The 24,331-nt window shown below is 54.3% G+C and carries 23 protein-coding genes; 15 read left to right on the plus strand and 8 right to left on the minus strand.

Going from position 1 to position 24,331, the window contains the following annotated elements; genetic code table 11:
- Nucleotides 1–202: 202 nt before the first annotated feature.
- From yjbE to DFO56_RS07215, 4 genes are all read left to right on the plus strand, one after another.
- Nucleotides 203–445, plus strand: a complete 243-nt coding sequence (gene yjbE, locus DFO56_RS07200; RefSeq protein WP_007372406.1) for an exopolysaccharide production protein YjbE — start codon at nt 203–205, stop codon at nt 443–445.
- Nucleotides 446–509: 64 nt separating this feature from the next.
- Nucleotides 510–1,145, plus strand: coding sequence for a YjbF family lipoprotein (locus DFO56_RS07205; RefSeq protein ID WP_045511704.1), 636 nt, complete (start codon nt 510–512; stop codon nt 1,143–1,145).
- Nucleotides 1,145–1,882, plus strand: a complete 738-nt coding sequence (locus DFO56_RS07210) for a capsule biosynthesis GfcC D2 domain-containing protein (protein ID WP_045511708.1) — start codon at nt 1,145–1,147, stop codon at nt 1,880–1,882. The genes DFO56_RS07205 and DFO56_RS07210 overlap by 1 nt, the downstream gene beginning before the upstream one ends.
- A 2-nt stretch (nt 1,883–1,884) precedes the next feature.
- On the plus strand, nt 1,885–3,981 hold the full coding sequence (locus DFO56_RS07215) for a YjbH domain-containing protein (protein WP_045511712.1): 2,097 nt from the start codon (nt 1,885–1,887) through the stop codon (nt 3,979–3,981).
- Between the two features lie 347 nt (nt 3,982–4,328).
- Here DFO56_RS07215 and DFO56_RS07220 read toward each other — a convergent pair whose 3' ends face one another.
- Nucleotides 4,329–4,790 carry an acyltransferase gene (locus DFO56_RS07220; RefSeq protein ID WP_045511715.1) on the minus strand — a complete coding sequence of 154 codons (462 nt, stop codon included), beginning with the start codon at nt 4,788–4,790 and terminating at the stop codon, nt 4,329–4,331.
- A 9-nt stretch (nt 4,791–4,799) separates the two neighbouring features.
- Nucleotides 4,800–5,309, minus strand: coding sequence for a GNAT family N-acetyltransferase (locus DFO56_RS07225; protein ID WP_045511717.1), 510 nt, complete (start codon nt 5,307–5,309; stop codon nt 4,800–4,802).
- Nucleotides 5,310–5,447: 138 nt separating this feature from the next.
- On the opposite strand from DFO56_RS07225, the gene psiE reads away from it, so the two are divergent.
- Nucleotides 5,448–5,858 (plus strand): phosphate-starvation-inducible protein PsiE, encoded by a 411-nt coding sequence (psiE, locus tag DFO56_RS07230; protein WP_020456105.1) that lies wholly within the window; start codon nt 5,448–5,450, stop codon nt 5,856–5,858.
- Between the two features lie 211 nt (nt 5,859–6,069).
- Here psiE and malG read toward each other — a convergent pair whose 3' ends face one another.
- The 3 genes from malG to malE form a co-directional block, all read right to left on the minus strand.
- Nucleotides 6,070–6,960 (minus strand): maltose ABC transporter permease MalG, encoded by an 891-nt coding sequence (gene malG, locus DFO56_RS07235; protein WP_017459427.1) that lies wholly within the window; start codon nt 6,958–6,960, stop codon nt 6,070–6,072.
- 14 nt (nt 6,961–6,974) lie between these two features.
- Nucleotides 6,975–8,519, minus strand: a complete 1,545-nt coding sequence (gene malF / locus DFO56_RS07240; RefSeq protein ID WP_020456106.1) for a maltose ABC transporter permease MalF — start codon at nt 8,517–8,519, stop codon at nt 6,975–6,977.
- Nucleotides 8,520–8,708: 189 nt separating this feature from the next.
- Nucleotides 8,709–9,899 (minus strand): maltose/maltodextrin ABC transporter substrate-binding protein MalE, encoded by a 1,191-nt coding sequence (gene malE / locus DFO56_RS07245; RefSeq protein WP_045511719.1) that lies wholly within the window; start codon nt 9,897–9,899, stop codon nt 8,709–8,711.
- 370 nt (nt 9,900–10,269) lie between these two features.
- Between malE and malK the strand changes: the two genes are divergently transcribed.
- The 5 genes from malK to ubiA all read left to right on the plus strand — a co-directional run bounded on the left by malK (nt 10,270) and on the right by ubiA (nt 15,519).
- Nucleotides 10,270–11,379 carry a maltose/maltodextrin ABC transporter ATP-binding protein MalK gene (gene malK, locus DFO56_RS07255; protein ID WP_020456108.1) on the plus strand — a complete coding sequence of 370 codons (1,110 nt, stop codon included), beginning with the start codon at nt 10,270–10,272 and terminating at the stop codon, nt 11,377–11,379.
- A 174-nt stretch (nt 11,380–11,553) separates the two neighbouring features.
- Nucleotides 11,554–12,897: a maltoporin gene (locus DFO56_RS07265; protein ID WP_045511721.1), complete on the plus strand. Its 1,344-nt coding sequence runs from the start codon at nt 11,554–11,556 to the stop codon at nt 12,895–12,897.
- Nucleotides 12,898–13,005: 108 nt separating this feature from the next.
- Nucleotides 13,006–13,953, plus strand: a complete 948-nt coding sequence (gene malM / locus DFO56_RS07270; protein ID WP_045511725.1) for a maltose operon protein MalM — start codon at nt 13,006–13,008, stop codon at nt 13,951–13,953.
- 180 nt (nt 13,954–14,133) lie between these two features.
- Nucleotides 14,134–14,631 (plus strand): chorismate lyase, encoded by a 498-nt coding sequence (ubiC, locus tag DFO56_RS07275; protein WP_017459433.1) that lies wholly within the window; start codon nt 14,134–14,136, stop codon nt 14,629–14,631.
- 12 nt (nt 14,632–14,643) lie between these two features.
- Entirely contained in the window at nt 14,644–15,519 is an 876-nt protein-coding gene (gene ubiA, locus DFO56_RS07280) for a 4-hydroxybenzoate octaprenyltransferase (RefSeq protein ID WP_045511728.1), read from the plus strand.
- Nucleotides 15,520–15,559: 40 nt separating this feature from the next.
- Here ubiA and plsB read toward each other — a convergent pair whose 3' ends face one another.
- On the minus strand, nt 15,560–17,983 hold the full coding sequence (gene plsB / locus DFO56_RS07285) for a glycerol-3-phosphate 1-O-acyltransferase PlsB (RefSeq protein WP_045511731.1): 2,424 nt from the start codon (nt 17,981–17,983) through the stop codon (nt 15,560–15,562).
- A gap of 130 nt (nt 17,984–18,113) precedes the next feature.
- On the opposite strand from plsB, the gene DFO56_RS07290 reads away from it, so the two are divergent.
- The 4 genes from DFO56_RS07290 to DFO56_RS07305 all read left to right on the plus strand — a co-directional run bounded on the left by DFO56_RS07290 (nt 18,114) and on the right by DFO56_RS07305 (nt 21,011).
- Nucleotides 18,114–18,482 (plus strand): diacylglycerol kinase, encoded by a 369-nt coding sequence (locus DFO56_RS07290; RefSeq protein WP_020456113.1) that lies wholly within the window; start codon nt 18,114–18,116, stop codon nt 18,480–18,482.
- 108 nt (nt 18,483–18,590) lie between these two features.
- Complete coding sequence (gene lexA, locus DFO56_RS07295; protein ID WP_017459437.1) at nt 18,591–19,208, plus strand: transcriptional repressor LexA; 618 nt, start codon at nt 18,591–18,593, stop codon at nt 19,206–19,208.
- 81 nt (nt 19,209–19,289) lie between these two features.
- Nucleotides 19,290–20,624 (plus strand): MATE family efflux transporter DinF, encoded by a 1,335-nt coding sequence (gene dinF / locus DFO56_RS07300; protein WP_045511882.1) that lies wholly within the window; start codon nt 19,290–19,292, stop codon nt 20,622–20,624.
- Nucleotides 20,625–20,801: 177 nt separating this feature from the next.
- Nucleotides 20,802–21,011 carry a CsbD family protein gene (locus DFO56_RS07305; protein WP_007372427.1) on the plus strand — a complete coding sequence of 70 codons (210 nt, stop codon included), beginning with the start codon at nt 20,802–20,804 and terminating at the stop codon, nt 21,009–21,011.
- Nucleotides 21,012–21,294: 283 nt separating this feature from the next.
- Here DFO56_RS07305 and zur read toward each other — a convergent pair whose 3' ends face one another.
- Complete coding sequence (gene zur / locus DFO56_RS07310; protein ID WP_020456115.1) at nt 21,295–21,810, minus strand: zinc uptake transcriptional repressor Zur; 516 nt, start codon at nt 21,808–21,810, stop codon at nt 21,295–21,297.
- 284 nt (nt 21,811–22,094) lie between these two features.
- Here zur and traF point away from each other — a divergent pair, with 284 nt between their 5' ends.
- Nucleotides 22,095–23,411 (plus strand): conjugal transfer protein TraF, encoded by a 1,317-nt coding sequence (traF, locus tag DFO56_RS07315; RefSeq protein WP_045511734.1) that lies wholly within the window; start codon nt 22,095–22,097, stop codon nt 23,409–23,411.
- A 76-nt stretch (nt 23,412–23,487) separates the two neighbouring features.
- Here traF and ycaC read toward each other — a convergent pair whose 3' ends face one another.
- Complete coding sequence (ycaC, locus tag DFO56_RS07320; RefSeq protein WP_020456117.1) at nt 23,488–24,111, minus strand: isochorismate family cysteine hydrolase YcaC; 624 nt, start codon at nt 24,109–24,111, stop codon at nt 23,488–23,490.
- Nucleotides 24,112–24,331: the final 220 nt, after the last annotated feature.

The raw sequence follows: 24,331 nt of genomic DNA on the forward strand, positions 1-24,331 counted from the left end.
CAATATTTTGTCATTATTTAATTGATTGAAAGATATGCGATTTTTGATTTTTGTCTTCTCTTTTTAAATGCCTGATACCAATTTTCCGAAAACGTTCCCCGCTATTTCCCGATGCGTAAACCCTCTGCTGTAGTTGTGTATACTCGATATCGCCTGAATTCTTTCAGGTAAATCTCCATTCATTCAATGAAGGGAAATTGATATGAAAAAAGTCCTGTATGGCATTTTTGCCATATCCGCGCTTGCGGCGACTTCTGCTTTTGCAGCACCGGTGCAAATCGGTGAAGCGGCAGGGTCGGCAGCGACCTCTGTTTCTGCGGGTAGCTCCGCAGCAACGAGCGTTAGCACCGTAGGGTCTGCGGTGGGTGTCGCGCTGGCGGCAACCGGTGGCGGTGATGGCTCCAACACGGGAACCACGACCACCACGACCACAAGTACCCAGTAATAGCGGGTACATTAACTATAACCACACTTCGGTGTGGTTATTCCGCCCCTTTCGGAGAAGAGTCGTGAAGCGACCTGGTATCATCTTGATTTGCCTGCTCCTTCAGGCATGTTCAGGCCCCATCAAAGGCCTCGGGAATTCACTCTGGAACAGCGTATTTGGTATGCCGGGCGTGCAGCTCACGGATGAAGAAATTCTCAATATGCCGTATGCCAGCCAGTACATGCAGCTCAACAACGGCCCACAACTGTTTGTGGTGCTCGCTTTCGCCGAAAACGGGCAGCAGAAATGGGTGACGCAGGATCAGTCCACCATCGTCACGCAAAACTATCGCATCGTGAAAACGCATCTGCCTGGCGACAACCTGCTGGATGTTAATAACCTGGCGGCAGATCCGCTGGCGAAACCGAACCAGATTGTCGATGGCGCGAGCTGGACACGCTTAATGGGCTGGACGGAACACAAGCAGGTGCGCTACGCCACCGCCCGTTCTGTCTTCCGCTGGAATGGCACCGACACGGTGAAGCTGGCGAGCGACATCACCGCAGTACGCATCCTTGATGAAGAGGTGACGACCGACCAGAAACGCTGGCGCAACCGCTATTGGGTGGATGAACAAGGGGTTATCCGGCAATCCGAGCAGTACCTTGGCGCGGACTGGTTCCCGGTGAAAACCACCCTGATTAAGGCGGCGAAATAATGAAAAAACGCGCTCTTCTTCCGCTGTTAGCCAGCCTCGCTTCCCCGCTGGCGTTCGCTGTCGGCACTGTTGATGTCTATACCGAGGGCGATAGCAAGCCGAAAACCTTAACCAACGCCGCACACCTGGTGGATCTGGTCGGGCAGCCTCGTCTGGCGAATAGCTGGTGGCCCGGCGCGGTAGTTAGTGAACGGCAGGCGACGATTGCCGAACAGGCTCGCCATCAGGCACTTCTTGCGCGGCTTAGCGCACTTGCCGCCGATGAGAGCGGCAACAGCGCCGCGGCGATCAACGCGCTGCGTCAGCAGTTGCAGGCGATGAAGGTCACCGGTCGACAAATCGTTGAGCTGGATCCGGATTACCTGCGTACCCACCGCCTCGCCAACCGGCCATTAGAAGGGCAGTACACCTTATGGGTTGGCTCGCAGCCGACCACCATCACCGTGGTTGGGCTTATCAGCAGCCCGGGCAAAAAAGTGTTCACGCCGGGACGCGATGTGGTGAGCTATCTGGATGAGATGAGCCTGCTGAGCGGTGCGGAACGCAGCTATGCCTGGGTGATTTACCCCAACGGCAAAACGCAAAAGGTACCGGTTGGCTACTGGAACCGACGCCACGTGGAGCCGATGCCCGGCAGCGTGATTTTTGTCGGTTTCGCACCGGGTTTGTGGAGCAACGAGTATGACGAGCTGAATGCCGACATTCTTCAGTCCCTGACGCATCGGATACCGGAATAATAATGAAAAAATCGTTTGTCATTAGCCTGTTGGCGCTGGGGATTAGCGCCGCCTGTCACGCAGAATCGTACCCGGAACCGATTGGCCCATCGCAGTCGGACTTCGGCGGCGTCGGCCTGCTGCAAACGCCCACCGCGCGGATGTCGCGCGAGGGTGAACTGAGCTTTAACTACCGCGATAACAATCAGTACCGCTACTACTCCGGTTCGGTGCAGCTCTTCCCGTGGCTGGAAACAACGCTGCGCTACACCGATGTGCGGACGCGGAAATACAGTTCGGTAGAAGCCTTCTCGGGCAATCAGTCCTACAAAGATAAAGCCTTCGATTTAAAACTGCGCCTGTGGCAAGAAGGCTACTGGCTGCCGGAAGTTTCCGTGGGCGCGCGCGATATTGGCGGTACCGGGCTGTTCGACGGCGAATATCTGGTGGCGGACAAAGCCTGGGGGCCGTTCGATTTCTCGCTGGGTATCGGTTGGGGCTACCTTGGCACCAGCGGTAATATCAAAAACCCGCTCTGCTCCTACGACGAGAAATATTGTACGCGCGACACCCGTTACAAAGCCGCTGGCTCCACGGATACCAGCCAGATGTTCCGTGGCCCGACCGCGCTGTTTGGCGGGGTGGAGTACCAGACGCCGTGGAACCCGCTGCGCCTGAAACTGGAGTATGAAGGGAACAACTACCAGCAGGACTTCGCCGGTAAACTGCCGCAGCGCAGCAAAGTCAACGTTGGCGCGATTTACCGCGTTACCGACTGGGCGGACATCAACCTGAGCTATGAGCGCGGGAATACCTGGATGTTCGGCTTTACCCTGCGTAACAACTTCAGCGATCTGCGCCCATCGTATATCGACAACGCGCGGCCAAAATATCAGCCACAGCCGCAAGATGCGATCCTCCAGCATTCGGTGGTGGCGAATCAGCTGACCTTACTGAAATACAACGCCGGGCTTACCGATCCGCAAATTCAGGTGAAAGGTGACACGCTGTATGTCACCGGCGAGCAGGTGAAATACCGCAATACCCAGGAAGGGGTTGAGCGCGCGAATCGCATCATCATGAATGATTTGCCGGATGGCATTCGCACTATTCGCGTGACGGAAAACCGCCTCAATATGCCGGTTGTCACCACCGAAACGGATGTTGCCAGCCTGAAGCGCCATCTTGAAGGCGAACCGCTGGGGCAGGATACGGAACTGGTGCAAAAACGCGAAACGCCTATCGTGCCGGATAAACCGGAGCAGGGCTGGTATATCGATAAATCCTCGTTCGATTTCCACATCGATCCGGTGCTTAACCAGTCATTCGGCGGGCCGGAAGCTTTCTACATGTACCAGCTTGGCGTGATGGCCACTGCCGACTGGTGGCTCACGGATCACCTGCTGACCACCGGTAGCCTGTTTGGCAACCTGACCAATAACTATGACAAGTTTAACTACACCAACCCGCCGAGAGACACCGCCTTGCCGCGTGTGCGTACCCGCGTGCGTGAATATGTGCAGAACGATATTTACGTCAACAACATGCAGGCGAACTACTTCCAGTACCTGGGCAATAATTTCTATGGCCAGGTGTATGCCGGGTATCTGGAAACCATGTACGGCGGTGCCGGTGCCGAACTGTTGTGGCGTCCGGTTGATAGCCACTGGGCGTTTGGTATTGACGGCAACTACGTGAAACAGCGTGACTGGCGCAGTGCGCAGGACATGATGAAATTCACCGATTACAGCGTTAAAACCGGCCACTTCACTGCTTACTGGACGCCGTGGTTTGCCGAAAATGTGCTGGTGAAAGCCAGCGTCGGTCAATATCTGGCGGGCGATAAAGGCGTCACGCTGGATGTGTCGAAGCACTTCGACAGCGGGATTGTGGTGGGCGCGTATGCCACCAAAACCAACGTTTCAGCCGCGCAGTACGGGGAAGGGGACTTCACCAAAGGGGTCTACATTTCGGTTCCGCTGGATCTGTTCAGCACCGGACCGACCCGCAGCCGCGCTGGCGTTGGCTGGACGCCGCTGACGCGTGACGGTGGTCAGATGCTGGGCCGTAAGTTTGAGCTTTACAACATGACCAACGATAAGACGGTCAACTTCCAGTAAGCCTTCTCTCTCCCCGTGCGGGGAGAGAATAGCCGCAAGGCCTGTCTTTACCCATCTTCAACCCTGTTTCTCTCCCCGTGTGGGGAGAGAATGGCCGTAAGGTCTGTCTTTTTCCATTTTCAACCCTGTTTCTCTCCCCGTGTGGGGAGAGAATGGCCGCAAGGCCTGTCTTTACCCATCTTCAACCCTGTTTCTCTCCCCGTGCGGGGAGAGAATGGCCGTAAGGTCTGTCTTTCTCCATTTTCAACCCTGTTTCTCTCCCCGTGTGGGGAGAGAATGGCCGCAAGGCCTGTCTTTCTCCATCTTCAACCCTATTTCTTTCCCCATCCGGGGAGAGAAAGTTGCATTTATAACCGGCGCAACAGCCGCGCCGGATTTCCCGCATACACCCCTTTCTCGCTGATCGATTTGGTCACCACGCTGCCCGCGCCTATCACACAGCCATCGGCAATAGTCACTGCCAGAATCGTCGCGCCGCTGCCAATCGACACGTCATTACCAATCATGATGCGCCCCCAGTTGTTGCTGTCGGGGTCCGGTTTGCCGTCGCGAAACATATCGTTGGCAAACATCACGCCGTGACCGATAAAGCAGCGCTCACCAATGGTGACATATTCGCAAATAAAGCTGTGCGACTGGATCTTCGAACCTTTACCGATCTGGGTATGCCCCTGGATTTCGACAAACGGGCCGACAAACACATCGTCCGCCAGCGTGCAGTCGTATAAATTCGCGGGTTCATAAATCACCACGTTTTCGCCGCAGGTCACATTGCGTACGGCGGTTTGGCGCAAAGCGGCGCTTGCCATCCTCCCTCCTTAAAGCGGTTTGCCCAGAATATGCAGCGTACTTTGCTGCGACGCGGTACTGAATAGTGTGTCTTTGAGATGCGTGAATCCCAGCCGGTGGTAAAAGCGCCGCGCGTTCGGGTTGGCGTCCAGCACTTCCAGCCAGATAAACCGCTCACCACGCTGTTGCGCCAGGCGTTCTATTTCTGCCAGCAGTTGCTCGCCGTAGCCTTTACGCGTTGCGCCCGGAAGAAGATAGAGTTTGTGCAGCAGCGTACCCGCCGGGCCGTGCTCGTCGACCGCGCGGTGCCAGGAGACTTTAGCGAAACCGACAGGCGCAGCATTCTGCGCGATAAACCAGCTGCCCGCTTCGCTTTGCAGGCTCTGCTCGATTACTGCCGGGGAATACTCCTGGCGGAGAAATGCCTCCAGCTCGGCCGGTTCGCGCCACAGAGGGGCAAAATGATGGCGATAACTGGCGTAGCCCATTTCACTCAGTAACGCGGCGTCCGCGATTTCAGCTTTATGTACGGTAAGCATGCTCTTTTTCGTCTCCTGCGTGGACATGTCTGTGCAACATGTCATCACGTGGTGTCACAAAATATAAGCAAATAATGTAGATCCAGATCACATTTTTGCGATATACAAAGCGTTGTTCACCAGTAATGAGGTGCCGCTATGACATCGCTAACTCGTCCACGCGTTGAATTTATTTCGACCATATTGCAGACCGTGCTGAATCTTGGTTTGCTCAGCCTCGGTCTGATTTTGATTGTCTTTCTGGGCAAAGAGACACTGCATCTGGCGGATGTGCTGTTCGCGCCGGTGCAAACCAGCAAATATGAGCTGGTGGAAGGGCTGGTGGTTTATTTTCTCTATTTCGAATTTATCGCCCTGATTGTGAAGTACTTTCAGTCCGGGTTTCACTTCCCGCTGCGCTATTTTATCTACATTGGTATTACCGCGATTGTGCGGTTGATCATCGTCGATCACCAGTCGCCAATGGATGTGTTGATCTACTCGGCGGCGATCCTGTTGCTGGTGATCACGCTGTGGTTGTGTAACTCGAAGCGGCTGAGGCGTGAATAAAAAAAGGGCGATCCGGGGATCGCCAATGACTTCACAAGTTGGGTGATACAAGTTGAGGGTGCAGTGGCAACGCCGGTCATCTTTCGGGTGATAGCTGCGTTGGCTTCCTTTACTCACCCCGGTCACTGACTTCAGTCAGCTGCCGGGGATTCATGCAGTCGCCGCCTTGCTCTAACCCGAACGATTTAAGGCGCAATAACAACAATGAAAATTAACCTTTCACACCGCCTGCGGTCAGGCCGTTAACCAGCCAGCGCTGCGCAAGCAGGAAGACAACCGTAATTGGGATCGCGGACAGTACCGCCGCCGCGGCAAAATCGCCCCACAGGTAGTTTTGCGGGTTGAGATATTGCTGCATCCCGACCGCCAGCGTGTAACTGTTGACATCGCGCAGCAGCAGCGAGGCAACCGGTACTTCGGTAATGGCGGCGATAAACGACAGAATAAACACCACCGCCAGGATCGGCACCGACAGCGGCAGCAGCACCAGGCGGAACGCCTGCCACGGTGTTGCGCCATCCAGCGAGGCGGCTTCTTCCAGCGAACCGTCGATCGTTTCGAAATAACCTTTGATCGTCCACACATGCAGCGCGATCCCGCCCATATAAGCGAAGATCACCCCGCCATGGGTATTCAGGCCGATAAACGGCACGTACTGGCCGAGCCGGTCAAACAACGCGTACAGCGCCACCAGCGACAGCACCGCCGGGAACATCTGGAAAATCAGCATCCCTTTCAGCAATGTCGCTTTGCCGCGAAAGCGCATGCGGGCAAAGGCGTACGCAGAAGTGGTGGAGAGCGCCACAATGCCGACTGCGGTGATCACGGCGATTTTTACCGAGTTCCACAGCCACAGCAGCACCGGGAACGGCGGCGGCGTGACGCGGCCATCGGCGTGTTCGACGCTAAAGCCCAGCGCGAGGCGCCAGTGCTCCCACGAGATATTTTCCGGAATTAAACTGCCGGTGGCGAAGTTACCTTCACGCAGCGAAATGGCGACCACCATCAGCAGCGGGAACATAATCGCGGCAATAAACACCAGCAATAACAAATGGGTGATAAACAGCCGCAGCTTTTGCGATTTCGCCTGCACCATAGCCATAATTTTCGTCCTCCTTAATCGAATTTCATGCGCGTAGCTTTCAGGTTGACGATAGCCAACGCACCTACCAGCAGGAAAATCAGCGTGGCAATAGCGGCAGCGAGCCCAAAGTCCTGACCACCGCCGCCTTCAAAGGCGATGCGATAGGTGTAGCTCACCAGCAAGTCGGTATAACCGGCCGGCGTGGTGGTGCCGATGCGATCCGGCCCGCCGTTGGTCAGCAGTTGGATCAGCACGAAGTTGTTAAAGTTAAACGCGAAGCTGGCGATCATCAGCGGCGTCAGCGGCTTGATCAGCAGCGGGAAGGTGATGCGGAAAAAGTTTTGCAGCGGTCCGGCACCGTCCATGGCCGAGGCTTCATACAGATCGTCAGGGATCGCTTTCAACAGCCCCATGCACAGGATCATCATGTACGGATAACCGAGCCAGGTGTTGACGATCACGATCATTGAACGTGCGGTGGTGGGATCGCTAAACCAGGCCGGTTTAATGCCAAACAGCGCGCTCAGCATCATGTTGATCTCGCCAAAGCTCTGGTTAAACAACCCTTTGAAGATCAAAATGGAGATAAACGACGGTACGGCATACGGCAGAATTAACAACACGCGATAAATCGCTTTGCCTTTCAGGGATTCCCATTGCACGACGCAGGCCAGCACCATGCCCACGGCAACGGTCAGAACCACGGTCAGCACCGAGAACACCACTGTCCAGATAAAGATCTCAATAAACGGTTTTTGAATGCCTTCATCGGTAAAGACGCGCGTGAAGTTATCCCAGCCGATGGTCACGGTATAGCCGGGGCTGAGCTTTTCGCTGCCCCAACTGCCATCGGCGTTAATCACCTGGAAGTAGCCGATTTCATTGTTCGGGCGGTATTTCGCGCCGCTCTGGTTGTTGAGCAGCGTGCCATCCTGTTCAAGCTGATACAGCGGGCGCGTACCGGAGAACTGGCGCAGCGAACTCATCGCCACTTTGCTGCCATCCGGCAGTAGGGCGGTCAGCTGGTTCAGCGCCTGGCGATTTTGCGTGATGATGCGCAGGTTGGCGCGCTCGCCAGCGGGCAGGGCGTCAGCCTCTTTTAACGTCAGTTGCTGCTCGCCGCCGGGTTTGAACGCATCGGAAACGTAGTTTTTACCGCTGTCGCCGTCAGTCAGTGCCAGTTGCCACGCATCTCCCGCCGGGTAAAGCCCAAAGTTATACGCTTTGCCTGCCTGGTAGGAACGATCGAGCAGCACCTGCTGCGCGCGCTCCTGAGTGAGCTGGTTAGTGCTGCTGTAGTTGGTAAACGCGATGGCGATGGTACAAACCAGCGGGAACAGGACAAACAGCCCCATACCTGCCACGCCGGGGTAAACATAGCGCCAGGCATAAGCTTTACGGTTGGCGAAAATATAGAGGCCCGCCGAGCTGAGGACGAGCGTGGTAATGGCGAAAAGGTATTCCCCCTGGGCATACATCATAACGACAAGGTAAGCCACCAACAGGCCAACAACGGTGATGGCCGCCCATGCGAGTTGCGGGCTTTGCCACCAGTGGCGTTTTCTTCTTACATCCATGGGGATTTCCTCTCTACTCAACACCCTTCACGTTGCCGCGTTGTTGGCTGCGGTTGCGCACGCTGGTAGCTTACTTTTGTAAGCGCGCCGGGATACTCAACGTTGCCGACATGATGCGCGTGAAGGATGCCGCGTATACAACATGTCCAATTCGCCTTATCCCCGTGCGGGGATAAGGCATTCACATTTTTACTTGGTAATACGACCCTGGGCGTCTTTCAGCGCGGCGTCGACGGTCTGGCGATCGCTAACGGCGTTGATAACCGCGGTGCGTGTGGCGTACCAGAAGGCGGCCATTTGCGGGATGTTCGGCATAATTTCACCGGTTTTCGCGTTATCCATGGTCGCGGCGATGCGTTGGTCTTTCGCTAACTGATCCTGATAGGATTTCAGCGCGACCGCACCCAGCGGTTTGTCCTTGTTAACGTCTGCCAGGCCTTGATCGGTCAGCAGATAGTTTTCGAGGAACTCTTTCGCCAGCTCTTTGTTCGGGCTGGCGGCGTTGATGCCTGCGCTCAGCACGCCAACGAACGGTTTAGAAGGCTTACCTTTAAAGGTTGGCAGCAGCGCGACGCCGTAGTTGACTTTGCTCTTATCAATGTTGGCCCACGCCCACGGACCATTGATGGTCATCGCGGTTTCACCTTTGTTGAACGCCGCTTCTGCAATCGAGTAATCCGTGTCGGCATTCATGTGTTTGTCTTTAATCAGCTTCACGAGGAAGCTAAGACCCGCTTTCGCGCCTGCGTTGTCGACGCCGACATCTTTCACGTCGTATTTGCCGTTTTCAAACTTGAAGGCGTAACCGCCGTCGGCGGCAATCAGCGGCCAGGTGAAGTACGGTTCTTGCAGGTTGAACATCAACGCGCTCTTACCTTTCGCTTTCAGCTGCTTATCCAGCGCCGGGATCTCTTCCCAGGTTTTCGGCGGGTTTGGCACGAGGTCTTTGTTGTAAATCAGCGATAAGGATTCGACAGCAATCGGGTAGGCAATCAGCTTACCGTTGTAACGCACCGCGTCCCAGGTGAAGGGGTACAGCTTGTCCTGGAAGGCTTTATCCGGGGTGACTTCTGCCAGCAGACCGGATTGCGCATAGCCACCAAAGCGGTCGTGTGCCCAGAAAATAATGTCCGGGCCGTCGCCGGTTGCAGCAACCTGCGGGAATTTCTCTTCCAGTTTATCCGGGTGTTCTACGGTAACTTTAATGCCGGTGTCTTTCTCAAATTTCTTACCCACTTCGGCAAGGCCGTTATATCCTTTGTCGCCGTTGATCCAAATGACCAGCTTACCTTCTTCGATTTTGGCGAGGGCAGAGGCGGAAAACATCATCGTCGCCACTGCGGACAAAGCGAGGATGCGTGCGCCTGTTTTGATTTTCATATATCCCGTCCTTTAGGTGATGTGCTCGTGGATACGCTCAAGGTAGTTCGACGGGATTAGTCTCCTTTTTTGACAAGCGCTTCTCATCCTCCTTAACCCTACGCCCCTGGGGCGATTTGTGTGATCTCTGTTACAGAGATTTGCATTATGTGTGTTAGCGCACATAAAAAAGCGCCGATTTTTGCAGAGCCCATCACGAAAATGCCCGCAGCCCGCCTGTCCAGGGGGCAGAGACATTGTTCTCATCCTCCCGCCTCCTCCCCCACAAAAAACCAGGGGGGTGGAGGATTCGCCCGCTGAATCGATGCTCCATAGTCAGCCCACGTTGAATGTTTCTGTTGGTGACAGGTTGTAACGAAGGGAGAAGGGCATGGCGAGCGTACAGCTGCGTAATGTAACGAAAGCCTGGGGCGATGTGGTGGTGTCGAAAGACATCAGTCTCGACATCCACGAAGGAGAATTCGTGGTGTTTGTCGGTCCGTCAGGCTGTGGTAAATCGACGCTGCTGCGCATGATTGCCGGGCTGGAAACCATCACCAGCGGGGATTTGCTGATTGGCGATACCCGCATGAATGAGGTTCCTCCCGCAGAACGCGGCGTTGGCATGGTGTTTCAGTCCTACGCGCTCTATCCGCATTTGTCAGTTGCGGAAAATATGTCTTTCGGCCTGAAGTTAGCGGGCGCGAAAAAAGAGATGATCAAATCGCGCGTCACGCAAGTAGCGGAAGTGCTGCAACTGGCGCATTTACTGGATCGCAAACCGAAAGCCCTTTCTGGCGGTCAGCGTCAGCGTGTGGCGATCGGTCGTACGCTGGTGGCTGAACCCAGCGTCTTCTTGCTTGATGAACCTCTCTCCAACCTTGATGCCGCCCTGCGTGTGCAGATGCGTATTGAGATCTCCCGTCTGCACAAACGTCTTGGCCGCACGATGATTTACGTCACCCACGATCAGGTGGAAGCGATGACGCTGGCCGACAAAATCGTGGTGCTCGATGCCGGGCGCGTGGCGCAAGTGGGTAAACCGCTGGAGCTGTATCACTACCCGGCAGACCGTTTTGTCGCCGGTTTTATCGGCTCGCCGAAGATGAATTTCCTGCCGGTAAAAGTGACCTCTACCGCCATTGAACAGGTTCAGGTTGAGCTGCCTAACCGCCAGCGCGTGTGGCTGCCGGTGGACAGCGCCAATGTGCAGGTCGGCGCAAATATGTCTTTGGGCATCCGCCCGGAGCATCTGCTGCCCAGCGACATCGCTGATGTCACGCTGGAGGGCGAAGTTCAGGTCGTCGAACAGCTTGGCCACGAAACACAAATTCATATCCAGATCCCTGCAATACGTCAGAACCTGGTCTACCGCCAGAACGACGTGGTGCTGGTAGAAGAGGGTGCCACATTCGCCATCGGCTTACCGCCGGAGCGTTGCCATCTGTTCCGTGAAGATGGCACCGCCTGCCGCCGGTTACATAAAGAACCGGGCGTTTAAGCGTACCCCACAAAGCGTTTACACAAAGCCATTCGCATTATGTCGAGGCGGCAACGTGATGACTCTCCGGCAGCGTACAAAAGTACCTGACCGGGATTCATGACGGCAGCCAATAAAGAGATAGCGCGAAGGGGGATGTGTAAAAAAAGAAAAGCAAGCTCAGGAGATAGAACGATGATTACTCTGCGCAAACTTCCACTGGCTCTCGCCGTCGCGGCAGGCATACTGTCTGCACAGGCGGGTGCTGTTGATTTCAAAGGTTACGCCCGTTCGGGGATTGGCTGGACCGGCAGCGGCGGTGAGCAGCAATGCTTCCAGGCCACTGGTGCAGGTTCCAAATACCGTCTCGGTAACGAATGTGAAACCTATGCAGAATTAAAACTCGGTCAGGAAGTGTGGAAAGAAGGCGATAAAAGCTTCTACTTCGACACGAACGTTGCGTACTCAGTCGCGCAGCAAAATGACTGGGAAGCTACTGATCCAGCATTTCGTGAAGCCAACGTACAAGGTAAAAACCTGATTGATGCGCTGCCGGGCTCCACGATCTGGGCAGGTAAACGCTTCTATCAGCGTCATGACGTACATATGATCGACTTCTATTACTGGGACATCTCCGGCCCGGGTGCTGGTCTGGAAAACGTCGATCTCGGCTTTGGTAAACTCTCTCTGGCCGCAACCCGTTCGACGGAAGCAGGCGGCTCCGCTACCTTCGCCAGCAACAGTATTTATGATTACACCGAAAAAACGGCTAACGATGTGTTTGATGTGCGTCTGGCACAGATGGCAGTCAACCCGGGCGGTACATTAGAGTTCGGCGTTGACTATGGCCGCGCCAATACCCGTGACGGTTACCATTTATACGATAATACCGAAACGAAAGATGGCTGGATGTTCACCGCTGAACACGTTCAGAGCATGCTGAAAGGCTATAACAAATTTGTCGTGCAGTATGCGACCGATGCGCTGACATCACAGGGCAAAGGGTTATCGCAAGGCTCCGGTATTGGCATCGAGGGCAATAGTAAACTGCCTTATAGCGCCAACAACAACGGCTCCCTGCTGCGTATCCTCGACCACGGTGCAATTTCTCTGGGTGATAATTGGGATCTGATGTACGTCGGTATGTATCAGGACATTGATTGGGATAACCAGAATGGTACCAAATGGTGGACCGTCGGCGTGCGCCCAATGTACAAATGGACACCAATCATGAGTACCTTGCTGGAAGTCGGTTATGACAACGTCAAATCCCAGCGCACAAACGACACCAACAATCAGTACAAAATCACCCTTGCGCAACAGTGGCAAGCAGGCGACAGCATCTGGTCTCGTCCGGCAATCCGTGTATTCGCAACCTATGCGAAATGGGATGAAAAATGGGGCTACAACACCAGCGGTAATCCGGGCACGAATGCCAACTATGGTCTGGCAACCCGCAATGGTACGGGCGGCTCAAGCTTCGGTCGTGGCGACAGCGACGAATGGAGCTTCGGTGCCCAGATGGAAATCTGGTGGTAAGTTTTTCCCTCATGTAATGACCAAAAGAGGGGCGAAAGCCCCTCTACTCCTGATAAACAGCGCGCTATTGCCTGGCCACCGCTGTTTCGCATCCTGAAGGTGATAACAATGAAAATGAAAAAAAGTCTCATCGCTCTGTGTCTCTCCACGGGTTTGCTGGCGGGCACACCGGGTATCAGTTTTGCTGATGTGAATATCGTCCCACAGAACACCGCGGCAGCGCCGTCGATTCCAAACTCTGTACTTCAACAACTCACCTGGACACCTGTCGATACGTCCAAAAGCCAGACGGTTCGGCTTGCAACAGGTGGGCAGCATCTGAACGTCGCGGGCATAACCGGTCCCGTTGCGGCGTTTAGCGTGCCTGCCAATATTGGTGAGCTTACGCTGACGCTTTCCAGCGATGTTAATAAAAATACAGGGGTTTTTGCGCCAAATGTGCTGGTATTTGATCAAAACATGTCGCCTGCGGCTTATTTCCCCAGTAGCTATTTTACCTACCAGGAGCCGGGGGTATTAAATGCTGACCGTCTGGAAGGGGTTATGCGCCTGACGCCTGCGCTGGGCCAGCAGAAGCTCTATATCCTTGCGTTTACGACCGAAAGTGATTTGCAGAAAACCACCACACTGCTCGATCCGGCCAAAGCCTATGCTAAAGGCGTGGGCAACGCGATCCCTGATATCCCCGATCCGATTGCCCGTCATATTGCTGACGGAGTGGTAAACCTGAAGGTGAAAAATAGTAGTGGTTCCAGTGTATTAGTCGGCCCGCTGTTTGGCTCTTCTGGCCCGGCTTCCGTTACCGTGGGCAATACCGCTGCACCGGCTTACAACACGCAACCAGCTCCTGCCGCCGCGCCCGCTGCGGCTCCTGCGCCAGTGGCGAAAAGCGAGCCGATGCTCAACGATACAGAGAGCTACTTTAACCAGGCCATCAAACAAGCCGCTGCCAAAGGTGATATTGATAAGGCACTGAAATTATTGAATGAAGCAGAACGCCTCGGGTCGAAATCCGCCCGTGCCACTTTTATCAGCAGTGTAAAAGGCAAGGGGTAATCTCTCCCCACAATGCTGATATTTGCAGCAACTGGTGCGTCGCCTGACGCACCTTTTTTTCCGGCGCAGATGCGCGCTGTTGCGCATCTGTTGCGCTGATGAAAACTGAATGAAGTTTCCCCGCCCCGTGCGCCGGTTCTGCGATACAATAACGCTACGTTATGTACCGGAGAGTAAGGCATGTCACACCCTGCGCTTACGCAACTGCGTGCGCTGCGCTACGTAGACGCAATTCCCGCGCTTGAACCGCAACTGCTCGAGTGGCTGTTGCTGGAAGATTCAATGACCAAACGTTTTGAGCAACAAGGCAAGACGGTCAGCGTTACGCTGATTCGGGAAGGCTTTGTGACGGTGGATGAGATCGCCGAAGAACGCGACAGTCTGCCGAAGGAGGATCGTTACTGGTTGCGGGAAATTATTCTCTGCGCCGACGGGGAACCCTGGCTCGCCGGACGCACCGTGGTGCCGGAATCTACGCTGAGCGGTCCGGAACTGGCGCTGCAAACCCTGGGTAAAACGCCGCTTGGGCGATATCTCTTTACCTCATCTACGCTTACGCGTGACTTTATTGAAATCGGTCGTCATGAGCAGCTCTGGGGACGCCGTTCCCGTCTGCGTCTGGGCGGGAAACCGCTGATGCTGACCGAACTGTTTTTGCCTGCATCGCCGCTGTACTAAGAGGAAAAGAAAATGGAGTGGAGTCTCACGCAGAATAAGCTGTTGGCCTTTCACAGGCTTATGCGTACGGACAAACCAATTGGCGCTTTGCTGCTGCTGTGGCCAACGCTGTGGGCGCTGTGGGTGGCGACGCCGGGCGTGCCGCCGCTGTGGATTTTGCTGGTTTTTGTCGCGGGCGTCTGGCTGATGCGCGCTGCCGGTTGTGTCGTCAATGACTATGCGGATCGTAAATTCGACGGTCATGTTAAACGCACGGCAAATCGCCCGTTGCCAAGCGGCGCGGTAACGGAAAATGAAGCGCGCGTGCTGTTTGTGGTGCTAGTGCTGCTGGCCTTCGCGCTGGTGCTGACGCTAAATGTCATGACCATTTTGCTCTCCGTCGCGGCGCTGGCGCTGGCGTGGGTTTACCCGTTTATGAAGCGCTATACGCATCTGCCGCAGGTGGTGCTCGGGGCGGCGTTCGGCTGGTCGATTCCGATGGCGTTTGCAGCCGTGAGTGAATCTGTACCGCTGAGCTGCTGGATTATGTTTCTCGCCAATATCCTGTGGGCGGTCGCGTATGACACACAGTATGCGATGGTTGACCGTGACGACGATGTGAAGATTGGCATCAAGTCGACGGCAATTCTGTTTGGTCGTTTCGACAAGCTGATTATCGGCATTTTGCAGGTGGCAGTGCTGGTGCTGATGGCGTCGATTGGCTGGCTGAATGGGCTGGGCTGGACCTACTACGTGACGGTGCTGATCGCCGGTGCGCTGTTTGTTTATCAGCAAAAGTTGATTGCCGGGCGTGACCGTGATGCCTGTTTTAAAGCGTTTATGAACAATAACTATGTGGGGCTGGTGCTGTTTTTAGGGCTGGCGTTAAGTTACCTGCATTTGCCTTGAGTTTTTTCCCCTCTCCGGCAAGAGAGGGGAACATTTACCCTCACGCTTCCGCTTGCGTCGCGCTCTCAATCGTCAGACGCACATCCGACGTTATCAAATCCGCCAGCATCTGGTACACGTTTAAGGTACGCGCCGGATCCGCATCGCCGGTATCGCTGATATAACCTTCATCGCGTAGCGTCAGCACCAGCGTACTGAATACCGCTTTATCGAAGAACTCCGGCGCGTTGATACCGTGCAGCACCGACAGGCGCTGCGCCAGCGTGCGGCTCTCTTTTTCCAGCGTACTGCGGTTCATCGCCGGGTTGGCGCTCAGCAGCCAGAAAGTGATGGCATAACGCTGTAAGGTTTCGCGCGCGCCTGCCGCCAGCAGTTGCAAGGTGCGGGAGTGCGCCGGATTGATGCTCAGACGATCGTCTTTCACCGTCAACAAGCCCTGGCGCAGCAGCTCCTGCGTCAGGTTCTCCAGCACTTGCGCCAGATCCGTTTTTTCCCAGCGCAGGAACAGCTCGGCTTTCAGCATCGGGTAAAGTAACTCGACGTGGCGCAGGATCTCGCTACGGGAGATAGCGCGGTGCTGGGTGACAATCGCCGCCAGCAGCGACGGCAGCATCAGCATATGCGCAATGTTGTTGCGGTAGTACGTCATCAACACCGCCTGCTCACGCGGCAGAATGATGATATCGCCGATGGTGTCTTTCTCGACTTCGAACTTGTTCATCTGCAGCGCGTGGTCGATAAGCTCGCTGGCGCTGGCCGACGGCGTGGTCGAATCCGGCGAATAAGGCACGTTGCGCATCAGCTCGAGATAGCAGCTTAACTGCTCGGTCAGTTGCTCGCGGGTCAGCGAACGCTGGCGGGAAGCCAGCAGCGCCGTACAGCACAGGTTCATGGCGTTAGCCGCACCGGCGTTGTTGATGCGCACCATCAGATCAGCGGCAATGGTGTTCACCGTTGGTGTTAACCACGCCGGACGGATGGATTCAATGGGATCGATGGCTTCGCGCCACTCCGGAACATGGTGGTTCAGGTAGTTCATTAGCGGAATGGGTTCGCCGAAGTTCACATAGCCCTGACCGAGGTTACGCAGCTTGCTTAAACCACGCAGCATCTGCAACAGGCTCTCTTTCTCTTTTGTCGCGCCACGCAGCTCTTTGGCGTAAGTGCCCACTTCCATCACGTGTTCATACCCGATGTAAATCGGCACCAGCGTGATGGGGCGCGTACCGCCGCGCAGCATCGCCTGAATGGTCATCGACAGCGTACCGGTTTTCGGATCCAGCAAGCGCCCGGTGCGCGAACGCCCGCCCTCAACGAAGTACTCTACCGAATAACCGCGGCTGAACAGCTCACCCAGATATTCGCGGAACACGGTGGAATAGAGCTTGTTGCCTTTAAAGGTGCGGCGAATGAAGAAAGCGCCCAGGCGGCGGAAAATCGGCCCGGCGGGCCAGAAATTCAGGTTGATACCGGCAGCGATATGCGGCGGCACCAGCCCCTGGTGATAGAGCACATAGGAGAGCAGCAGGTAGTCCATATGGCTACGATGGCAGGGCACATAGACAATTTCGTGACCGTCGTGCGCCAGCTGGCGTACGCGCTCTGCATTATGCACATTGATGCCCTGATAGAGACGGTTCCAGGTAAAACCCAGAATGCGGTCGGTCAGGCGGATCATCTCGTAGGAGAAATTCGCGGCGATCTCTTCCATCAGCGCGATGGCGTTTTGCTGCGCTTTATCATGGGAGATTTTTTTGCTGCGCGCTTCATCTTCGACCGCGCGGGCAATCGCTTTAGAAGAGAGCAATTTGTTAAACAAATCCTGACGCGCCGGCAGACGTGGGCCTACTGCGGCCAGACGCTGGCGGGCAAAGTGCATACGCGCCACGCGCGCCAGTTTTTGCGCGATAATTTTATCGGTGCCGTGCTCCGTCGCCATACGGCGCAGCGAAACCGGCGGTGAAAAACGCACAAAGCTGTCGCGGCCAAGCCAGGAAACAGCAAAGAATTTCTGGATGCCGTTCAGCATGCGCAGCGGCGGATTAATTTCGCCTTTTTCACGTCCGGGCGAACGGCCAAACATCACCGATACCGGCACCATTTGCACATCCAAATCGGGATGGCTGCGGTGTAGATCCAGGTAGTCGTGGAACAGCTTGATCGACTCTTCTTTTGGCGCGTAATAAGTGAACACGCGCGGCCCACCGTGGATAAACACGAAACGCGGCAGCAACGCGCCGTCGATTTCCAGCGGTTCCAGCGGGTCGGGCAACTCATGCGCCAGACACTGCGCGCGTAAAGTCAGTAAATCTGCCTTTGAGTTATAAGGCAGCACGTACATGATGGGGCGTGATGTATCGAGACCCAGTTCCTGTGCAGGTTCTGCGGGAATCGATTTACTTTTTACCAGCACGCTTAATGGTAAATTCAGTAATTTGTAGTAAATTCGTGGCCAGCCGGACATAAAGGATGTAAAGCCTCTGGTTAATAGTGCCATTGCGCCGCAAGAATATCAGAAAGCGCACATAATTTCTGTTGTACCGCTGCGCGCTTGCTGAGACATTGACGCCAATTTAATAAAAAGGTTCTTTTAAATGGCTAATAATACCACCGGTTTCACCCGGATCATTAAAGCCGCTGGATACTCCTGGAAAGGCGTTCGCGCCGCCTGGATTAATGAAGCGGCATTTCGTCAGGAGTCCGTTGCGGTTATCCTGGCAATTATAATCGCTTGCTGGCTCGATATTGACACAATGACGCGCGTACTGCTGATTGGTTCTGTGACGCTGGTAATGATTGTCGAAATTCTGAACAGTGCCATCGAAGCCGTGGTTGATCGAATTGGTTCGGAATTCCATGAACTTTCCGGGCGGGCGAAGGATATGGGGTCGGCGGCGGTGCTGATGTCCATCCTGCTGGCGCTGTTTACCTGGATCGCATTACTGTGGTCACATTTTCGATAACGCTTCCAGAATTCGATAACGCCCTGGTTTTTTGCTTAAATTTGGTTCCAAAATCGCCTTTAGCTGTATATACTCACAGCATAACTGTATATACACCCAGGGGGCGGGATGAAAGCATTAACGGCCAGGCAGCAAGAGGTGTTCGATCTTATTCGCGATCGCATCACTCAAACCGGTATGCCACCAACGCGTGCGGAAATCGCACAGCAATTGGGGTTCCGTTCCCCAAATGCGGCGGAAGAACACCTCAAAGCGCTGGCGCGCAAAGGGGTTATCGAAATCGTATCTGGCGCATCACGCGGCCTTCGTCTGCTGCTTGAAGAAGAAGAGGACGATATCGGCTTACCGCTGATTGGTCGTGTCGCTGCGGGTGAGCCGCTGCTGGCTCAGCAGCATATCGAAGGCCATTACCAGGTCGATCCGAGTCTCTTTAAACCTCATGCGGATTTCCTGCTGCGCGTTAGCGGTATGTCGATGCGTGACATTGGCATTATGGATGGCGATCTGCTGGCGGTGCATAAAACGCAGGATGTGCGTAACGGGCAGGTCGTTGTAGCGCGCATTGAAGACGAAGTGACCGTCAAGCGTTTGAAAAAGCAGGGTAACACCGTCGAACTGTTGCCGGAAAACAGCGAGTTTTCCCCGATCGTTGTCGATCTTCGCGATCAAAACTTCACCATCGAAGGGCTGGCGGTTGGTGTTATTCGTAATGGCGCGTGGTTGTAACGCACATTCGCTTTGCTGCGGGGCGGGTCCAGGTTCCGCAGCGATCTCCTCTTTTCCCTCATTAAATTTCATATTCAAACCATGCCACTGCTAACCGCATCTGACAAAGCGCTCTGGCGGCTTGCGCTGCCGATGATCTTCTCAAATATCACTGTCCCATTACTGGGGCTGGTGGATACGGCGGTAGTGGGGCATCTGGACAGCCCGGTTTACCTGGGTGGTGTGGCGATTGGCGCAACGGCGACCAGTTTTCTCTTTATGCTGCTGCTCTTTTTGCGCATGAGCACCACCGGGCTGACAGCTCAGGCGTTCGGCGCGAAAAATGCGCCCGCGCTGGCGCGTGCGTTAGTCCAGCCTTTGCTGCTGGCGCTAGGGGCCGGCGTGTTGATTACCCTGTTGCGCACGCCGCTTATCGACCTGGCGCTGCATATCACTGGCGGTAGCGAGGCGGTACTGGAACAGGCGCGACGGTTCCTGGATATTCGCTGGTTGAGTGCGCCTGCTTCGCTGGGCAATCTGGTGTTGCTCGGTTGGTTGCTCGGCGTGCAGTATGCGCGTGCACCGGTGATATTGCTGGTGGTGGGGAATCTGCTCAACATCGTGCTCGATGTGTGGCTGGTCATGGGGCTGCATATGAATGTGCAAGGGGCAGCACTTGCCACGGTCATCGCAGAATACGCCACCTTCGCTATTGGTTTATGGATGGTGCGACACGTACTGGTAATGCGCGGCATTTCATTGCTGACGCTGAAAAACGCATGGCGCGGCGGCGTACGGCGTTTGCTGGCGCTGAACCGCGATATCATGTTGCGTTCGCTGCTGCTGCAACTCTGCTTTGGTTCGATAACGGTGTTTGGTGCCCGGCTCGGGGATGAGACGGTGGCGGCAAATGCGGTGCTGATGATGTTTTTAACCTTTACCGCCTATGCGCTGGATGGTTTCGCGTATGCGGTTGAGGCGCACTCCGGGCAGGCTTACGGTGCCAGAGACGGCAGTCAATTGATGCATATCTGGCGGGCTGCCTGCCGGCAGGCCGGTCTGGTGGCGCTGTTCTTTGCCGTTGTGTATGCAGTGGCGGGTCAGCAAATTATCGGGCTGTTAACATCGTTACCCGCGCTGCAACAGCTTGCCGGACATTATCTGATTTGGCAGGTTATCTTACCGTTAGTGGGGGTGTGGTGTTATCTGCTGGACGGTATGTTTGTCGGTGCCACGCGCGCGGCCGAAATGCGTAACAGTATGGCAGTGGCGGCGGCGGGGTTTGCCGCTACGCTACTCACCGTGCCTGTTTTGGGCAATCACGGTTTGTGGCTGTCACTTGCTGTATTCCTTGCTCTGCGTGGGCTGACGCTGGCGCTAATATGGCGTCGTCACTGGCGTAACAACAGTTGGTTTGCTGCCAGCGATCCTTCCTGATAGCGCTTTATTTTCTAAGGTAGTGCTCCGATTTTCTCGTCTCGTTTACGCTGCTTTTATCTTGTTAAATGGTTAAAGATTCCGAATAAAATGCATAATGCCGAATCCCTGACTACAATAATCAGTACGTTCAGCACGGTGAGAACGTCATTTTAACCGAACGATAAGGAGTCCATGATGAATAAAGACGAAGTCGGCGGTAACTGGAAACAGTTTAAAGGCACAGTGAAAGAGAAATGGGGCAAACTCACCGACGATGATATGACTATCATTGAAGGTAAACGTGATCAATTGGTGGGTAAAATCCAGGAACGTTACGGTTACGCAAAAGATCAGGCGGAAAAAGAAGTGACGGACTGGGAAACGCGTAATGATTACCGTTGGTAGCCAGCACATCCCCTCAAATGTGTTAACCCTCTGAAGGCTACCCTGCCCGAAGGTACAAGGATGTACCACCCCTCCAGATTCCATATTTATTAACTCTAACTACATTGTTTTGCGCACAAACTTCCTGATTTTGTGCTCTTATCGCATCCCTCTCTGCCTCGTTTTACCAACAGTTCGCCCGATCCACGGCTCCCGCAGCATGCGCTTGCTCGCCGCCATTAAAATGCGAAACCTGGCGGGTTGTGTTGCAGGTAATAAAGAGCTGATAAAAGACGGGAAACAATTATCGCGGTTTTTTCTTTAGCGGGACGCTATGGTCATGGTGGCAGTGATCGTGATGGCGGCAGGCTTCCACTTCCACGCAGGCGGCACACAGGCCATGGGCTTCAATCACATTATGACGCAGGGCAAAACCCATTTTCGCCGCCAGCGCATGCATAATATCTTCCACGCCTTCGGCCTGCTCTTCTTTCACCGAACCGCAGCGGTCGCAAATAAACATCGCAGAAGTATGCGTCGGCTGATCAAAAAGGTGGCACAGCACGTAACTGTTGGTGGACTCAACCTTGTGGACAAAGCCTTGCTCCAGCAGGAAATCAAGCGCGCGGTAAACTGTCGGCGGTTTTGCTTGCGGTTCGCTCTCGCGCAGCAGGTCGAGCAAATCATACGCGCTGATCGCCCCTTGTTGCAGGCTCAGTAATCGCAACACTTCAAGGCGCTGGGGAGTCAGGCGCACATTGCGCTGCGCGCACAGCTTTTCAGCCTGCACTAACATCTCTTGCGAAGTGGTCTTATCCATTGGCGCCCTCGGGGTGGTGGGAACAGAAACCCACACTTTACCATGTCCTGCCCAAAACGCCGAGATCGCCGCCCGTAAACTCCTTTTCTCACTTTCCTTCCCGAAACGAATTTCCTCTTCTATAAATATTGAGAGTTTCCTCAATAACTATAACGTTCATATATATCCTGTACGTTCACATGATTTAGCTTCTTTTTTGGTCGTTGTTCGCAGCAATAGTGAATTCCTGTTTCTTTTAAAATAAACAGGCTTAAAAAAACTCATCTGGCTACGAGACACATATTGTGAATAAAAAACGTAAACTTTCAGTGGTCGCTATCGCTGTCTCCTTCTTTGCAGCAAATCAGGCAGGAGCAGCCAATACCTGGGCAGAAGCACGTAACGATGCAATGGGAGGAACCGGTGTTGCATCGGCAAATTATGGTAGTGGGGCACTCATCAACCCGGCGCTGCTGGCGAAAGCCAAACCGGAAGATGACGTCACGATTATCCTGCCGAGCGTGCAGGCGCAAATTACCGACAAAGATAACCTTCGCGATGAAATCGATAACATCAATGACAAAATTGATGGTTACAAGGATGTGGTCGATAACCTGACCGCCGCACAGGTCATTGCTAACCCGATTGGTACATTAAATCAGTTCCAGGGGGCGGCGAAAGATCTGGCTGACGAACTGGTGTTCCTGAAAGGCAAAACCGCGCAGGCCAAAGCCGCTGCCGGGCTTGCCGTTAGTATTCCCAATGATGTGCTTTCGCTGGCCTTTGTTACCAAAGCCTACGCCCACGCCCGTGTCAGCTCGAATATCGATCAACAAGATATTGATTACCTGCGCGGCATCCAGAACAACGACGGCATTGCTTTGAGCGAAGCGCTGCGGGCGGTTGTCTCGCCAAACGGTAGCGAAGAGATCACCAAAAACCTTAACTCTACTGCTGCCGGTCGTGCGGCAATCGTCTCTGACTTTGGTATTGCCATGGCGCGCCAGTTTGAAGTCGCTGGCGTGCCGTTATCCCTTGGCGTGACGCCGAAACTGCAAAAAACGTGGGTCTACAACTACACCGCGTCTATTTATGACTATAAGAGCAGCGACCTGAGAGACAGCCGTTATCGTACCGATGACACAGGCTTTAACATCGATGTCGGTGCTGCGGCAGATCTTAGTGAAAACATCACTGTGGGCTTAACCGGCACCAACCTTATCTCGCGCGATATCGATACACAGAATATTCGAATTCGCAATGGTAGAACCGGTGTGGTCACCAATTACAAAGATACCTACCAGATTAGCCCGGTAGTGACGGCTGGCGCGGCCTGGCATAATGAGCTGGTGGCATTAAGCGCCGACGGGGATTTAACCGAAACCAAAGGCTTTAAGAGCGAGAAAAACTCACAGTACGTGGGCGTTGGTGCGGAAGTTCGCCCGCTTAGCTGGCTGGCGGTGCGGGCCGGTTACCGCGCGGATGTGAAAGGTGATGATAAAAACGTCTTCACAGGCGGTGTCGGTTTTGCACCGTTTAACCGTGTCCATGTCGATTTGATGGGTCTGGTTGGTGAAGATGAAACCTGGGGCGCAGGCGCACAGCTAAGCGTCACATTCTAAGATGTTCTGGCCGGAGGCTTGATGCCTCCGGTTTTTTTATGGCTTATAAATCAGATGATTAAGCCAGACAGTGGAATTAAATGTTGCTCATCTTGGCATAGCTGGTCATCAAATTGCCGTAATCAGGAATATGAGTACAGAAAAGATTGCCCAACCCTTCAATATCGTTACGCCAGTCGCGGTGTAACTCGCAGGCAACACCAAACCAGGTCATCAACTGCGCCCCGGCCTGCGACATACGGTTCCATGCTGAATGACGGGTAATTTCATTAAATGTACCTGACGCATCGGTGACGACAAACACCTCGAAGCCCTCTTCCAGGGCAGATAACGCCGGAAATGCAACGCAAACTTCGGTCACGACTCCCGCAATAATCAACTGTTTCTTACCCGTTGCTTTCACGGCTTTCACAAAATCCTCGTTATCCCAGGCGTTGATATTACCAGGACGAGCAATGTAGGGCGCCGCGGGCAATTGTGTTTGCAGTTCCGGCATGAGAGGGCCATTCGGGCCAGTCTCGAAGCTGGTTGTCAGAATGGTGGGTAGCTTAAAATATGTAGCGAGGTCGGCCAGCGCCAGCACGTTGTTTTTGAATTTATCCGGATCGAGATCCCGGACCAGTGATAGCAAGCCCGTTTGATGATCGACGAGCAACACAGCGGCATTGTTTTTATCAAGACGTACATACGGTTTAGTCATTTTCCTTAACTCCCTTTGACCTGTTACGGTTATAAATAGCTTTCGCTATTAATGAACATTTCCTATGCCTACCAAAAATGTTAGGTAGTGGTTCCGTTTTGTACAAGGCGACCCCGGGCATATATCCATAACAGATGCTGACCATGCATTGTGTCAGCGGGTTTACGTGCTTCCTCTATGCTAGAATGATGCCCCGCTATTTCAGACGCTGGCGATTGCC

Source organism: Kosakonia sp. AG348, assembly GCF_003337365.1.
Lineage (GTDB): Bacteria > Pseudomonadota > Gammaproteobacteria > Enterobacterales > Enterobacteriaceae > Kosakonia.